13 protein-coding genes and 1 other RNA gene are annotated in these 15117 nt (G+C 65.4%); 5 read left to right on the top strand and 9 right to left on the bottom strand.

Annotation, left to right across the window (positions count from 1 at the left end):
* Window positions 1-2: 2 nt before the first annotated feature.
* The 6 genes from AB5K84_RS39415 to tkt all read right to left on the bottom strand — a co-directional run bounded on the left by AB5K84_RS39415 (window position 3) and on the right by tkt (window position 7587).
* Complete coding sequence (locus AB5K84_RS39415) at window positions 3-689, bottom strand: thiamine phosphate synthase (RefSeq protein ID WP_038965390.1); 687 nt, start codon at window positions 687-689, stop codon at window positions 3-5.
* Between the two features lie 3 nt (window positions 690-692).
* Window positions 693-1718 carry a class I fructose-bisphosphate aldolase gene (locus tag AB5K84_RS39410; RefSeq protein ID WP_011084336.1) on the bottom strand — a complete coding sequence of 342 codons (1026 nt, stop codon included), beginning with the start codon at window positions 1716-1718 and terminating at the stop codon, window positions 693-695.
* Window positions 1719-1957: 239 nt separating this feature from the next.
* Window positions 1958-3025, bottom strand: coding sequence for a class II fructose-bisphosphate aldolase (gene fba / locus AB5K84_RS39405; protein WP_011084337.1), 1068 nt, complete (start codon window positions 3023-3025; stop codon window positions 1958-1960).
* A 54-nt stretch (window positions 3026-3079) separates the two neighbouring features.
* Entirely contained in the window at window positions 3080-4276 is a 1197-nt protein-coding gene (locus AB5K84_RS39400; protein ID WP_011084338.1) for a phosphoglycerate kinase, read from the bottom strand.
* Window positions 4277-4415: 139 nt separating this feature from the next.
* Window positions 4416-5423: a type I glyceraldehyde-3-phosphate dehydrogenase gene (gene gap / locus AB5K84_RS39395; protein ID WP_011084339.1), complete on the bottom strand. Its 1008-nt coding sequence runs from the start codon at window positions 5421-5423 to the stop codon at window positions 4416-4418.
* A gap of 148 nt (window positions 5424-5571) precedes the next feature.
* Entirely contained in the window at window positions 5572-7587 is a 2016-nt protein-coding gene (gene tkt / locus AB5K84_RS39390) for a transketolase (protein ID WP_011084340.1), read from the bottom strand.
* 366 nt (window positions 7588-7953) lie between these two features.
* On the opposite strand from tkt, the gene AB5K84_RS39385 reads away from it, so the two are divergent.
* The 5 genes from AB5K84_RS39385 (at window position 7954) to AB5K84_RS39365 (ending at window position 10695) form a co-directional block, all read left to right on the top strand.
* Window positions 7954-8274, top strand: coding sequence for a DUF4164 domain-containing protein (locus AB5K84_RS39385; RefSeq protein ID WP_020608063.1), 321 nt, complete (start codon window positions 7954-7956; stop codon window positions 8272-8274).
* Window positions 8271-8654, top strand: coding sequence for a cell division protein ZapA (locus AB5K84_RS39380; RefSeq protein WP_011084342.1), 384 nt, complete (start codon window positions 8271-8273; stop codon window positions 8652-8654). Before AB5K84_RS39385 ends, AB5K84_RS39380 begins: the two co-directional genes overlap by 4 nt.
* A gap of 274 nt (window positions 8655-8928) precedes the next feature.
* Window positions 8929-9089: non-coding RNA, 6S RNA (ssrS, locus tag AB5K84_RS39375), on the top strand.
* A gap of 207 nt (window positions 9090-9296) precedes the next feature.
* Entirely contained in the window at window positions 9297-9893 is a 597-nt protein-coding gene (locus AB5K84_RS39370) for a 5-formyltetrahydrofolate cyclo-ligase (protein ID WP_038965392.1), read from the top strand.
* On the top strand, window positions 9871-10695 hold the full coding sequence (locus AB5K84_RS39365) for a TIGR00282 family metallophosphoesterase (RefSeq protein WP_028173440.1): 825 nt from the start codon (window positions 9871-9873) through the stop codon (window positions 10693-10695). The genes AB5K84_RS39370 and AB5K84_RS39365 overlap by 23 nt, the downstream gene beginning before the upstream one ends.
* Before the next feature lie 207 nt (window positions 10696-10902).
* Here AB5K84_RS39365 and AB5K84_RS39360 read toward each other — a convergent pair whose 3' ends face one another.
* From AB5K84_RS39360 to AB5K84_RS39350, 3 genes are read right to left on the bottom strand one after another with little or no spacing between them, the layout of a single operon-like run.
* Complete coding sequence (locus AB5K84_RS39360) at window positions 10903-12246, bottom strand: c-type cytochrome (RefSeq protein WP_441232748.1); 1344 nt, start codon at window positions 12244-12246, stop codon at window positions 10903-10905.
* Window positions 12243-14411 (bottom strand): xanthine dehydrogenase family protein molybdopterin-binding subunit, encoded by a 2169-nt coding sequence (locus AB5K84_RS39355; protein WP_038965397.1) that lies wholly within the window; start codon window positions 14409-14411, stop codon window positions 12243-12245. The genes AB5K84_RS39360 and AB5K84_RS39355 overlap by 4 nt, the downstream gene beginning before the upstream one ends.
* An 8-nt stretch (window positions 14412-14419) precedes the next feature.
* Entirely contained in the window at window positions 14420-14884 is a 465-nt protein-coding gene (locus AB5K84_RS39350) for a (2Fe-2S)-binding protein (RefSeq protein WP_028173437.1), read from the bottom strand.
* Between the last annotated feature and the right edge of the window lie 233 nt (window positions 14885-15117).

Raw genomic sequence — 15117 nt, 5'->3', positions numbered from 1 at the left:
CGCTAGCCGTGCTCGCCCGCGGGATTTTGGCTTGCGAGCGCAGCCGCATGGGCCTTCTTGATCGTGGCGTCGGCCTCGATCAGTGCGGCCTTGGCCCCGCGCGGATCGGCCCAGACGAACTCGCCGACCAGCACGAAATCGGCGCCGCTGGCGGCGAAGTCGTAGGCCTCTTCCAGCGAGGTCGCAAAGCCGACGCAGGGCGGCTCGAACAGCTCGGCCCACCAGTCCAGCCGCTCGGCGATCGCCTCGGACGACGGACGCTGGCCCTTTGCATCGGGCTCGCCGAACAGCAAATAGTCCGCGCCAATTTCGCCCGCATCCATGGAATGGTGCCGTGTCGTCAGCCCGCCGACGCCGGCGATGCGATCGGGCTTGAGCGATGGCAGCGCCTCTTTCAGCGCGGCGATGCCGGGCAGGTGCGCGCCGTCGGCGCCGCCGCGCGCGACCAGTTCGGCATGGCCGTCGATCAGCAGCGCGGCGCCGGCCTTCTGGACCGGCGGCGCGAGTGCCTTGATGCGCGAGATCATGGTGCGCTGGTCGGTCTCCTTCAGCCGCACCAGCACGGCCGCGACGTCGGCGGCGGCGAGCAGGCCCGGCAACTCGGCGACGAGCGAAGCCGGGTCATCGACAACAGGCGTCGCGAGATAAAGGCGCGGCGCCGGGCGCGGCGGAGGCGATTTGTTCGACAAGGTCTAGGCCGCTTTCTTTTCCAGGCTGCTTTGCCATTCGCCTTTGGAGGCGAGGCCGTTCATTCGTGCACGATGGCTGAAGGCGCGCTGGCCGGCCGCGACGTTCTCGGCCTTGCCGGACCATGCCTTCTGCGGCGCGGCCTGGAGCGCGCGGCCGTAGGAGAAGGTCAGGCCCCAGGGCAGCGGGCCGAGCTTGTGCATGGCGTTGAGATGCGCGGTTGCCTCTTCGTCCGACTGGCCGCCGGAGAGGAAGGCGATGCCGGGCACCGCCGCCGGCACACAGGCCTTGAGCAGCCGTATCGTCTTCTCCGCGACCTCCTCGACGGGGGCCTGCTTCGCGCACTTCTTGCCTGAGATCGCCATGTTCGGTTTCAGCACCATGCCTTCGAGCGCGACGCGCTGCACGCGCAATTCCTGAAACGTCTTGTTGAGCACGCGCTGCGTGACCTCATAGCAGCGGTCGATGTCGTGATCGCCGTCCATCAGCACTTCCGGCTCGACGATCGGCACGATCTGCGCGGCCTGGCACAGCGCGGCATAGCGCGCCAGTGCGTGGGCGTTGACGCTGATCGCCGTCATCGAAGGAATGCCGCTGCCGATGTCGATCACCGCGCGCCATTTGGCGAAGCGCGCGCCGCGCTCGTAATACTTCTTCAGCCGCTCGGCGAGCTTGTCGAGCCCGACGGTGACGAGCTCGCCGGGGCACATCGGCAAGCCTTGCGTGCCTTCGTCGACCTTGATGCCCGGGATGGCGCCGCTACTCTCGATCAGCTTGACCAGGGGCGTACCGTCCTTTGCATCCTGCCAGATCGTCTCGTCATAGAGGATCACGCCGGAGATGTACTGGCTCATGGCTTCCCTGGATCGGAACAGCATCTCGCGGTAGTCGCGCCGGTTCGATTCCGTCGATTCCACGCCGATCGCGTCGAAGCGCTTCTTGATGGTGCCGGAGGATTCGTCGGCGGCAAGGATGCCCTTGCCGGGCGCGACCATGGCGGTCGCGATCCTGTTGAGCTCAGTCAGATCCATCGAGAGGTCCTCCCAAAACGATTCTGCCCTTGCCCGTGAAAATAGACCGTTCTCGGGCAAATGCCGAGTTAACGTTCGTCGCAGGGGTAAGGGGGTTCTCTGTCATTCCGGGATGCGCCGAAAGGCGCAGGCCCGGAATCCATAACCCCAGGCTGTGGTTATGGATTCCGGGCCCACGCTTCGCGTGTCCCGGAATGACGGGAGGGTGTGTCCGGAGGCCTTACGCCACCGCGCGATCGCTACGCGACGCGGGGGTCGAGCTCGCCCTTGGCGTAGCGCTTGGCCATCTCGGCGGTGGTCAGGACCTTCTTGATCTTGGAGGCCTGGCCGGCGGTGTTGAACTCCTGGAGCCGCTGCTTGCACAGCTTGGTCATCGCTTCCATCGCCGGCTTCAGGTACTTGCGCGGGTCGAACTCTTCCGGATTGTCCTTCAGCACCTTGCGGATCTGGCCGGTCATCGCCATGCGGTTGTCGGTGTCGATGTTGATCTTGCGCACGCCGTTCTTGATGCCGCGCTGGATCTCGGTAACAGGCACGCCCCAGGTCGGCTTCATCTTGCCGCCATAGGTGTTGATGATGTCCTGGAGGTCCTGCGGCACCGACGACGAGCCGTGCATGACGAGGTGCGTGTTCGGCAGCTTGCGGTGGATCTCCTCGATCACCTTCATGGCGAGGATGTCGCCGTCCGGCTTGCGGGTGAACTTGTAGGCGCCGTGGGAAGTCCCCATCGCGATCGCGAGCGCGTCGACCCTGGTCTCCTGCACGAACTTCACGGCCTCGTCCGGATTGGTCAGGAGCTGGTCGTGGCTGAGCTTGCCTTCGGCGCCGTGGCCGTCTTCCTTGTCGCCCATGCCGGTCTCGAGCGAGCCGAGCACGCCGAGCTCGCCCTCGACCGAGATGCCGCCGAGATGGGCCATGTCGGTCACGGTCTTGGTGACGCCGACATTGTAGCCCCAGTCGCCGGGGGTCTTGCCGTCGGCCTTGAGCGAGCCGTCCATCATCACCGAGGTGAAGCCGGCCTGGATCGCGGTCATGCAGGTCGCCGGCTCGTTGCCGTGGTCGAGATGCACGCAGACCGGGATGTGCGGGTAGATCTCGGTCACCGCGTCCATCATGTGCTTGAGCATGACGTCGTTGGCGTAGGAGCGCGCACCGCGCGAGGCCTGGATGATGACGGGCGCATCGACCTGGTTGGCGGCGTCCATGATCGCCAGCGCCTGCTCCATGTTGTTGATGTTGAAGGCCGGTACGCCGTAATCGTTCTCAGCCGCATGGTCGAGCAATTGACGTAACGTGATCCGAGCCATGTGTCTTTTTCTCCGGTTTGGGCCTTCAGGGCCCGCTAGCTACTTGTCGACTGACTACTTGATGCGCAGGACCTCGACGCCGGGCAGTGGCTTGCCTTCCATCCATTCAAGAAATGCGCCACCGGCGGTCGAGACATAGGTGAAGTCACCGGCCACGTGGGCCTGGTTGAGGGCCGCGACGGTGTCGCCGCCGCCCGCGATCGAGATCAACTTTTTCGCCTTGGTGCGCTCGGCGGCGTGCTTGGCGGCCGCGACCGTGCCGCGGTCGAACGGCTGCATCTCGAAGGCGCCGAGCGGCCCGTTCCAGACCAGCGTCGCCGCGTCGTCGATCGCCGCGTGCACGCGCGCGACCGATTGCGGGCCGACGTCGAGGATCATGCCGTCGGCCGGGATCGCATCGAGGCCGTAGGCGTGGGACGGCGCGTTGGCCGCGAAATGATAGGCGACGGTGGCGTCGACCGGCAGGATGATGGCGCAGTTGGCGGCTTCCGCCTTCTCGATGATGCGCAGCGCGGTCGGCGCGAGATCCTTCTCGGCCAGCGACTTGCCGATGCCGACGCCCTGGGCGTGCAGGAAGGTGTTGGCCATGCCGCCGCCGATCACCAGCGCGTCGACCTTGCTGACGAGGTTTTCGAGCAGGTCGATCTTGGTCGAGACCTTGGCGCCGCCGATGATCGCGATGACCGGCTTGGTCGGCGAGCCCAGCGCCTTCTCCAGCGCATCGAGCTCGGCCTGCATGGTGCGGCCGGCATAGGCCGGCAGCTTGTGGCCGAGGCCTTCGGTCGAGGCGTGGGCGCGGTGCGCGGCCGAGAACGCGTCATTGACCCAGATGTCGCCGAGCTTGGCCAATTCCGCGACGAAGGCGGGATCGTTCTTTTCCTCTTCCTTGTGGAAGCGGGTGTTTTCCAGGCACAGGATGTCGCCGTCCTTGAGTGCCGCCACGGCCGTGGCCGCGGGCTCGCCGATGCAGTCGTCGGCAAACGCGACGGGCTTGTTCAGGACCTTCGACAGCGCCTCGGTGACGGGCTTGAGCGACTCCTTGGCATCGCGTCCCTTCGGCCGGCCGAAATGCGCGAGCAGGATCACCTTGCCGCCCTTGTCGGCGAGCTCGGTGATGGTCGGCGCGACGCGCTCGAGCCGGGTTGCGTCGGTGACGCGCCCGTTCTCCATGGGCACGTTGAGGTCGACGCGCAGCAGCACGCGTTTGCCCTTCACGTCGACGTCGTCGAGGGTGCGGAATTTGTTCGCCATGGGATGGCCTCAACCATTTGGACTGTCATTCCGGGGCGCGCTTAGCGCGAACCCTGGTGCGCAGTTGCGCACCTGAGAATCTCGAGATTCCGGGTCTGGTCCTTACGGACCATCCCGGAATGACGAAACCGCTGCGGAGTTAGATCACCTTCGCGATCGCGACCGCGGTGTCGGCCATGCGGTTCGAGAAGCCCCACTCGTTGTCGTACCAGGACATCACGCGCACCAGCGTGCCGTTCTGCACCTTGGTCTGGTCCTCGTGGAAGGTCGAGGAGTGCGGATCGTGGTTGAAGTCGATCGAGACGTTCGGCGCATTGGTGTAGCCGAGGATGCCCTTGAGCTGCTGCTCGGAGGCGCGCTTCATCGCCGCGTTGATTTCCTTCACGTCGGTGGCGCGCTTGGCAATGATCTTGAGGTCGACGACCGAGACGTTCGGGGTCGGCACGCGGATCGCGACGCCGTCGAGCTTGCCCTTCAGTTCCGGCAGCACGAGGCCGATCGCCTTGGCGGCGCCGGTCGAGGTCGGGATCATCGACATCGCCGCCGCGCGGCCGCGATAGAGATCCTTGTGCATGGTGTCGAGCGTCGGCTGGTCGCCGGTATAGGCGTGGATCGTGGTCATGAAGCCGGTCTCGATGCCGACGAGATCGTTCAGGACCTTGGCGACCGGCGCGAGGCAGTTCGTCGTGCAGGAGCCGTTGGAGACGACCAGGTGATCCTTGGTCAGCGTGTCGTGGTTGACGCCGTAGACGATGGTGGCGTCGGCGCCGTCGGCGGGCGCGGAGACCAGCACGCGCTTGGCGCCGGCGGTCAGATGTGCGGAGGCCTTGTCCTTCGAGGTGAAGATGCCGGTGCATTCCAGCGCGATGTCGACGCCGAGATCCTTCCAGGGCAGCTTCGAGGGATCGCGCTCGGCGGTCACCTTGATCTTGCCGCCTCCGAGGCTGATCGAATCACCGTCGACGGTGACGGTGCCGGGGAAGCGGCCGTGAACGCTGTCGAAACGGAGCAGATGGGCATTGGTCTCGACCGGGCCGAGGTCGTTGATGCCGACCACCTCGATATCCTTGCGGCCGGACTCTGCAATCGCCCGCAGGACGTTGCGGCCGATACGACCAAAACCGTTGATTCCAACGCGGACTGCCATCTTTCGTCTCCTTCAATGACCGTTGTCGTCCCGTCGGACGCGCGGCTAACGCGTCAGCGAGGGTTTTTTAGGGCGGACGCCCGGTTCGGCCGGGCGGTGCTTGATCATATGGGACGTTACGTAGTCCTTTTTTTGGCAAGCTCAACTCTCAGGAAACGCGTTTCAGCACGGCGTTAACCGCAGCCTCGGCGGTAATGCCGAAATGCTTGTACAGGTCCTTCGCCGGCGCGCTCGCGCCGAAGGAATGCATGCCGACAAATTCGCCATCCTGGCCGATCACAGCATCCCAGCCCCAGCGCACCGCGGCCTCGATCGCGACCTTCACCGGCGCGTTGCCGATGATCTCGGCGCGCTTGGCTTCTGGTTGCGCTAACAAAAGCTCGAGCGAGGGCACCGACACCACCCGTGACGGGATGCCGCGCTCGGCGAGCTGCTTCTGGGCGGCGACCGCGATTTCGACCTCGGAGCCGGAGGCGAACAGCGTCGCCTTGGCTTCGCCCTGCGCCGGAACCAGCTCGTAGGCACCGGCCGCGCAAGGATTGTCGTTCGGCGCGGTGGTGCGGAGCTGCGGCAGGTTCTGCCGCGTCAGCGCCAGCACCGTCGGGCCGTCGATGCGGTTGAGCGCGAGCTCCCAACACTCGGCGACCTCGATCGAGTCGCAGGGACGGAACACGCGCATGTTTGGAATGGCGCGAAGCGCGGCCAGATGCTCGACCGGCTGATGGGTCGGGCCGTCTTCGCCGAGGCCGATGGAATCGTGCGTCATCACGTAGACGACACCTGTGCCCATCAGCGCGGCAAGGCGCATCGCCGGACGCGCATAATCGGTGAACACCAGGAAGGTCGCGCCGTTCGGCGCGAAGCCGCCGTGCAGGAAGATGCCGTTCATCGCGGCGGCCATGCCATGCTCGCGGATGCCGTAGTGGATGAAGCGGCCCTTCGGTGTCTTGGCCGAGAAGGCGGTCGCCGACTTCGCCTTGTTGTTGTTGGAGCCGGTGAGGTCGGCGGAGCCTGCGAGGAATTCCATCGGCATCGCGCCGGCAATGACTTCGATCACCGCTTCCGAGGATTTGCGGGTGGCCGCAACCAGCGGCTTTTCCAGCAGCTCCTTCTTGTACGCGCGCACCGCCTTTGCGAGCGAGGCCGGACGCTCATGGCGCAGGCGGCGCTCGAACTCGGCGCGCTTGCGGCTGCCGAGCTCGCCGAGCCGTCCTTCCCATTCCTGGCGAGCGGCAGCGCCGCGGCTGCCGGCCGCGCGCCAGGCTTTCAGCACGTCGTCGGGCACCGAGAACGGCTCGAGCGAGATGCCGAGATTTTCCTTGGCGGCCTTGAGCTCCTCGGCGCCGAGCGCCTCGCCGTGCACCTTCGACGTGCCGGCCTTGTGCGGCGCGCCGAAGCCGATGGTGGTGCGGCAGGCGATCAGCGTCGGCTTGTTGGATTTCTTCGCGCGCGTGATGGCCGCCGTGATCGCGGCCTGGTCGTGGCCGTCGATCTTCTCGGCGGCCCAGCCGGCGGACTTGAAGCGCTTCACCTGGTCGACGGAATCGGCGATCGAGGTCGGGCCGTCGATCGAGATGCCGTTGTCATCGTAGAGCACGATCAGCTTGTTGAGCTTCCAGTGCCCGGCCATCGCGATCGCTTCCTGCGACACGCCCTCCATCAGGTCGCCGTCGGAGGCGAGCACGAAGGTGTGGTGATCGACGATCTTCTTGCCGAACTCGGCGGCGAGCATCTTCTCGGCGAGCGCCATGCCGACCGCGGTCGAGATGCCCTGGCCGAGCGGACCGGTGGTGGTCTCGATGCCCTTGGTGTGGAAGTTCTCCGGGTGGCCAGGCGTCAGCCCGCCGAGCTGGCGGAATTGCTTGAGCTGGTCCAGCGTCATGTCGGCATTGCCGGTCAGGTACAGCAGCGAATAGAGCAGCATCGAGCCGTGGCCGGCCGACAGCACGAAGCGGTCGCGGTCCGGCCAGGCGGGCGCGGCGGCGTCGAATTTCAGGAACTGCGTGAACAGCACCGTGGCGATGTCGGCGGCGCCCATCGGCAGGCCGGGATGGCCCGATTTCGCCTTCTCGACAGCGTCCATCGAAAGGCCGCGGATCGCGTTGGCCATACGGGAGTGGTCGACCTGCGTATGGGCCATACGGGAGGCATCGAGCTGCATCATGATGAAAATCCGTCTGGAATGAGGTGCTTGATGGCCGTGTGCGCCGCGCTGGATCGAGCCTGGCGGTCACGGGAGGTTGGGGGCTGGATAGCATCTCGGTTCCGGGAGTCCAAGGCAATCAAACGCCGGTTTGGCCGCAAAAGTTGCTTACGGCATGATCCGGAAAAGCCGCAGCCGCGGATCATGCAGATCTGGAACCAGCCGGCCGCCATGCCGAGGGCCGATCTAGCGGTGCATAGTTTCGCGGCGACATTGCGCTGGGCTAGCTTGCCACGTAAATTTCTGCTTCTAACCGCTTGCCGAACCGAGTCTTTTGCCGGGCGGCAAGCCCCGATGCAAAGGCCACCAAGGTCCGCCGCTGACCGCATGAACGATCGCGTATCCAACAGTTCCGCCATGACGGAGTCCTCCGCCGTCGAGATTGAGATCGCGACCCGCAGGCTCATGGCGGCGCTCGACGCGCTCGAGAGCGCGGTGGAGCGCCGGCGCGACGCCGATCGCGACGAGAACGAGCTCGCCGCGCGAATCCAGGCGCTCGGCGCGGACCGCTCGCGGCTTGCCGATGAGCTCGATGGTGCGCTGGTGAAGGCGCGCAAGCTCGAGCGCACCAATCGCGAGATCTCCGATCGGCTGGATTCCGCGATCGTCACGATACGCTCGGTGCTCGATACCGGAGAGGATGGATGAGCCACATCAACGTCACCATCAACGGCCGGCAATACCGCATGGCCTGCGAGGAGGGGCAGGAGGTGCGGCTGCTCAAGCTCGCCGAAAGCCTGGAGACGCGGATTCAGTCGCTGCGCGGAAAATTCGGCGAGATCGGCGATGCGCGCCTGACCGTGATGGCGGCGCTGACCGTCTGCGACGAGCTGGTCGACGCCGGCAACCGCGTCCGCAGCATGGAGCAGGAATTGACCGAGCTGCGGGATTTCCGCAATGCCGCCGTCGAGCGCGCCAGGATGACGCAGACCGCGGTGGTGAACGCGCTGAACGCCGCAGCCGAACGCATCGAGAAGTCGACCCAGGTCCTGAACCGGACCATCGGAGGCGGAATCGCGATCGGGTAGGGACCGCGGAAGACTCGATCAGTTGGTCCGCTCGATGTAACCGCGGGCTCAACCTCTCCCGCTTGCGGGAGAGGTCGGCGCGAAGCGCCGGGTGAGGGCTCTCACCTCTTGGGGAATCTCAGTGTGGAGACACCCTCTCCCCAACCCTCCCCCGCAAGCGGGGGAGGGAGCGCACTTCCGCCGTGGCGGCAGGAAGGACTGATTTCATTGCACCGAAGCTCGGCAGCCCGTCGGCGGGCTGGTGGTTTGTCAGTATCGTTGTTACATTGCGTGGGCGAGGCTGCGACGCGCGTCCGGAGCCATATATCCCCGGGGCCTTATCGATCCTTTAGGGAACTGTCCCTGGCCGGGCCCGTGGGCCCGGACATATGGTGCCCACCTACTTTCGTAGGGAACTCCGGGATCGAGTGCTTCAACGGCGTCCGCGGCTTCGCACTTTTGTTTGCTTGGTTTGTGCTTGTCTAAATTGCGTCCCCGACACGCTTGCGGTTCAATTGAGTCTCGGTGTCATGCCCGCGAAGGCGGGCATCCAGTACGCCGCGGCGTCTCGGTTCTTGCAACTCGCGTCTCTGGAATACTGGATCACCCGCTTTCGCGGGTGATGACAGCGGAGCGAGGCTCTGCCTTCGGGGGAAAGCGCGCATGTCCAATTCGAAAGCCGAGCTCCGTGCCAAAGCCCTCGCCAAACGCGACGCGCTGAGCGAGAAGAAGCGCGCCGCCGCTGCCACCAAGCTCGCCAAGCGCGGGCTGCCGTTCAAGCTGCTGCCCGGCAGCATCGTCTCCGGCTATTCGCCGATCCGCAGCGAGATCGACCCGATGCAGCTCTTGAGGAAGCTCGCCGAGGAGGGCGCAAGGCTGGCGCTGCCCTGTGTCACCGCGCGCGGCCAGTCGCTGGTCTTCCGTATCTTTCATCCGAACGACCGGCTGATGCTCGGCCCGCTCGGCATTCCCGAGCCGTCGCCGGCAGCAAGCGAAGTCATCCCCGACATCATGCTGACGCCGCTCGCGGCCTTCGACCGGCTCGGCCACCGCATCGGTTATGGTGCCGGGCATTACGACTTCACCTTCGCTCACTTGCGCAAGACCAAGCAAATCGTCGGCATCGGGCTTGCGTTTGCCGCGCAGGAGATCGAGGCGGTTCCGGCACTATCCCACGACGTCGCGCTGGATTATGTGCTAACGGAATCGGACGTGTTCGATTTCCGGAGTTCTGAAGTTGCGCATTCTCTTCGTGGGTGATGTCGTCGGCCGTGCGGGGCGCACGGCCATCGCCGAATATCTGCCCGGCATGGTCAAGGACTGGTCGCTCGATTTCGTCGTCGTCAACGGCGAAAATTCCGCCGGCGGCTTCGGCATCACCGAAGCGATCTATCAGGAGTTTCTCGATGCCGGCGCCGACGCGGTGACGCTCGGCAATCACTCCTGGGACCAGCGCGAGGCCCTGGTGTTCATCGAGCGCGCCGACCGCCTGGTGCGGCCCGCGAACTATCCGCGCGGCACGCCCGGCCGCGGCGCGGCGCTGGTCGAGACCAAGAACGGCAAGCATGCGCTCGTCGTCAATGCTTTGGGCCGCGTCTTCATGACTCCGTTCGACGATCCCTTTGCGGCGCTGGAGCGCGAGCTCGGCGCCTGTCCGCTCGGCGTTGCAGCGGATGCGATCGTCGTCGATTTCCATTGCGAGGCGAGCAGCGAGAAGCAGGGCATCGGCTTCTTCTGCGACGGCCGCGCCAGCCTCGTCGTCGGCACCCACACCCATGTGCCGACCGCCGATCACCAGATCCTCAACGGCGGCACCGCCTACATGACGGATGCCGGCATGACCGGCGACTACGATTCCATCATCGGCATGCAGAAGGAAGAACCGCTGCGCCGGTTCACGTCGGGGATTCCCTCCGGCCGGTTCGAGCCGGCGGCCGGAGTGGCGACGCTCAGCGGCGTTGCGATCGAGACCGACGATGCAACGGGCCTCGCGCTGCGGATCGCGCCGGTGCGCGTGGGCGGCCGGCTGGAGCCGGCGACACCGAGGTTCTGGTTGAGCTGACGGTCGCGCTACACACTCGCTGTCGTCCCGGCGAAAGGCCGGGACCCATAACCCCAGGGAGAAGTGTGGGGCACAGCTCCCACTCCGAGTCTTCGCCACACTACTCCCTGTGGGTATGGGTCCCGGATCTGCGCTTCGCTTGTCCGGGACGACGGCGGAGATTGATGCGCGCGATTGCGCATCAATCTCGCGGCGGATGGCTGCGCGCTACTCCGCCGTCTGCTCCCTCAGCTCCGCCACATCCTTCGCCGTCAGCTTCGAGCCCTTCGCGCCGAACCGCGCCGTCACATAGTTCGCCACCGCCGCGATCTCGTCGTCGGTGTAGGCGTTGCCGAACGCCGGCATCGACAGCGCACCATCAGGCGTATGGCGCCTGGTGCCCGAGATCACGATCTGCGCGACGTTGGTGGCGGTGGGGTCGTTGACGGCCCAGGTGCCGGTGAGTGTCGCCATCGGCGACACCGGGCTCTCGCCGCTCCAGCCGTGGCAGCTGGCGCAGGCGCTGGCGAACACCTTCTTGCCGCGGGCGTCGGCCGTCACGCCGTCCTTGTGCGAGGCGGGCGCGACCGGCGCCGTGGTGGCGGGGAGGTCGGGCGAGGGCTGCGGCGGCACGCTGCGCAGGTAAGCAACGATGCTGCTTATGTCCTCGGGGGCGAACTGGCTGAAGCTGTGGTCGACGGCTTCACCCATCGGACCCGAGGCCGAGCCGTGGCCCGGCGCATGGCCGAGCGACAGATACGAGATCAGATCCGCGTCGCTCCAGTTGCCGAGACCTGTCGCCTTGTCCGACGAGATGTTGAAGGCGCGCCAGCCCGCCGTGATAGCGCCGGTGAACTTCTTGCGGTTATCCAGCGCGAAGCCGAGATTGCGCGGTGTGTGGCACTCGCCGCAATGCGCCAGCGCTTCGGCGAGATATGCCCCGCGATTCCATTCCGGGCTCTTCGACGTATCCGGCGCAAAGCGCGTGTCCGGATTGAACACGGCCGACCAGAAGGTCATCGCCCAGCGCTGGTTGAACGGGAACGACAGCGTGTTGTCGGGCGCCTTGGCGCGCACCGCCGGCAGGCTGAACAGATACGCTTTCACCGCGAGCACGTCCTCGTCGGTCATGAAGGTGTAGGACGTGTACGGCATCGCCGGATAGAGCCGCGCGCCGTCATTGCGTTTGCCGTGCTGGACCGCGTTCAGAAAATCCTGGTCGCTGTAATTGCCGATGCCGGTGTCCTTGTCCGGCGTGATGTTGGTCGAATAGAGCGTGCCGAACGGTAGCTCGAAGGCGAGCCCGCCGGAATAGTCCTCCTCGCCCGGCTTGGTGTGGCAGACCATGCAGTCGGCGGCCTTCGCCAGATATTCGCCGCGTTCGACCAGGCTCGCTTTCTCCAGCTTTGCCGGCACGCCGGTCGGCTTTCCGGCGCGGTAATCCGCCAGCGCCACTTTCGTGCCGCCGGCAAAGTCGAGCGGGCCGGGCCCGCGGATGAGGAAGACGCCAAGCGCCACCGCGACGATGGCGATCACAACGATACTTGTGAGGATACGCATCGTGCCGCTCATGCCTTCTTCCCCGCAGCCAGCAGTTTCCGGTCGATCGGCAGGCGCCGCAGCGCCACGCCGGTTGCGGCGTAAATCGCGTTGCGCAGCGCCGGTGGCCCCGCCGTCGTGCCGGTCTCGCCAATTCCGCCGGGTGCCTCGCCGCTCTTGACGACGTGAACCTCGATCTTGGGCGTCTGATGGATCCGCAGCATCCGGTAGTCGTTGAAGTTGGATTGCTGGACGCGCCCCTTTTCGATGGTGATCTCGCCGTAGAGCGCGGCGGTAAGGCCGAAGATCAGCCCGCCCTCGACCTGAGCCACGATCGTATCGGGATTGACGGCGATGCCGGTATCCACCACCGAGGTCGCACGGCGTAGATTGATCTCGCCTTGCTCGTCGACCTCAGCCTCCACAACGGTTGCGATGAAACTCCCGAAAGACGGCTGCAGGCACACGCCGCGCCCGACGCGCGCCGGCAAGGGTTGACCCCAATTGGCTTTCTCTGCCGCAAGATTGAGGACGGACAGGAAGCGCGGTTGATTGGCCAGCATTCCACGGCGAAACTCGACCGGGTCCTTGCCCGCCTTGCGCGCCAGTTCGTCGATGAAGCATTCGACCGCGAACACGTTGTTGTTGGGCCCGACCCCGCGCCAGAACCCCGTTGGTATCGCCGGCGGTTCGGCCCGCACATATTCGACGTGGACATTCGGGATGTCGTAGGGCACGTCGGTGGCGCTGTCGATCGCGTCGATATCGATGCCCTTCTGGAAGGCCGGCGGCAGCCAGCGCGCGATGATCGCAGCGCCGGCAATCTTGTATTTCCAGCCGACGATCTTGCCGGCCGACAAGGTCGCTGCGATCGTATCGCGATAGACCGGTCGATAGACGTCGTGCTGAATGTCCTCCTCGCGGGTCCACACGACCTTGACCGGCCCGTCGACCTCTTTGGCGATGCGAACGGCCGCGACCACCATGTCAGGCTCGAGCTTGCGGCCGAAGCCGCCGCCCAGCAGGTGCTGGTTGACGGTCACCTTCTCGACCGGGAGCCCGGCCGCCTTTGCCGCCTCCGACTGCACGCGCGCCATGATCTGCGTTCCGGTCCAGATTTCGCAAGAATCGGGCGTGCAATGCACCGTGGCGTTCAACGGCTCCATCGTTGCGTGGGCGAGAAACGGCAGCTCGAACGAAGCTTCGAGTTTTTCGCCGCTCGCGAGACCCTTGGCGATGTCGCCGGTGGATCTGGCGACCACGCCGTCCTTTGCGCTGGCGGCGCGCAAATCGTCCCAAATCGCCTTCGAATTGAGCTTTGCGTTCGGTCCCTCGTTCCACGTGATGTCGAGCGCATCCAGGCCCTTTTTCGCCGCCCACATGTGATCGCCGACGACGGCGACGAGATCGTCGAGCACGACGATCTTTCGCACGCCCGGAATCTTCTTCGCGGCACGATCATCGACCTTGCCGACCTTGCCGCCGAAAACCGGGCACTGCGCCAGCGTTGCGAACTTCATGTTCGGCACGATGGCGTCGATGCCGTAGACCGCCTTGCCGTTGACCTTCTCGGGTGTATCGAGCCGCTTGAACGGCTGGCCGATATAGACGAAATCCTTGGGGTCCTTGAGCGGGACGTCCTTGGGCGGCGTCTGGCCGCTCGCGGCAGCCGCAAGCGCGCCATAGGAGAGCGTCCGGCCGCTCGCCTTGTGGGTCACCTCACCCTTCGACGTCGTGCAACTGGCGGGATCGACGTTCCATTGCGCAGCTGCAGCCTGCACCAGCATGGCACGCGCGCTGGCGCCGGCTTCACGCAGCGGCTTCCAGAATGCCCGGACCGATGTGGAGCCACCGGTCGCCTGAATGATGAAAATCGGATTGCCGTAGAGCTTCTCGTTGGCCGGTGCGTGCAGCAGTTGGACTTTCGACCAATCCGCGTCGAGCTCTTCCGCCAGGATCATCGAGATCGCGGTGTAGATTCCCTGCCCCATCTCGACCTGCGGCATCACCAGCGTGGTCGCACCTTCAGGGTCGATCCGGATGAAGGCGTTGGGCGCGAACTTGCCATCGGTCGTATCCTTCGGCTGCACCGGCTCGTTGACGGCGGCGCGCAGCGGCAGGTGGAAGGCGAGCAGGAAGCCGGTGGCAAGGCCGCCGGTCAGGAGCGTGCGGCGGGAGACGCTGTTGTGTGCATTCATGGCGGACCTCACGACTGACGGCCGGAGGCCGCCTGCTTGATGGCCTCGCGGATGCGCACATAGGTGCCGCAGCGGCAGATGTTGCCGGCCATGGCGGCGTCGATGTCGGAATCATCAGGGTTGGGCGTTGCCGCCAGCAGTGCCGCGGCCGACATGATCTGGCCGGACTGGCAGTAACCGCACTGGATCACTTCGGCATCGAGCCAGGCCTTCTGCACCTTCGCGCCCGTAGGCGTGCTGCCGATATGCTCGATGGTGGTGATGGTGCGGTTCTGGACCGCGCTCACCGGCAGCACGCAGGAGCGCACCGCCTTGCCGTCGACATGCACCGTGCAGGCGCCGCATTGCGCGATGCCACAGCCGAACTTGGTGCCGGTCATCCCGAGGATGTCGCGCAGCACCCACAGCAGCGGCATTTCCGGCGGCGCGTCGAAGGATTTCGTTTCGCCATTGATGGTGAGAACAGTTGCCATATGCATCCCCTTGCTCGACGATCGCTTGCGGCGATCAATTCGGCGAATTTCCGCGCGACCATAATCATAACGACGCGAAACGATGAAGCGTCGAAATTCCCGGCAATGCATATTTGCGCGACTGACGCGTCAGGCCATGACGTTCACGAATTTGTGCGGCGGCTCATTGGTATGATAATCGTCATATTGTGGCGCATTTTCGCCGCGCGCGCCGTGAATCGCCGCAGATGATC

Origin of the sequence: Bradyrhizobium sp. 1200_D9_N1_1 (assembly GCF_052075915.1) — a bacterium.
Classification (GTDB): Bacteria; Pseudomonadota; Alphaproteobacteria; order Rhizobiales; family Xanthobacteraceae; genus Bradyrhizobium; species Bradyrhizobium diazoefficiens.
The sequence above is the reverse complement of the archived record's forward strand: the minus strand, read 5'-3'. Positions and strand labels throughout refer to the sequence as shown.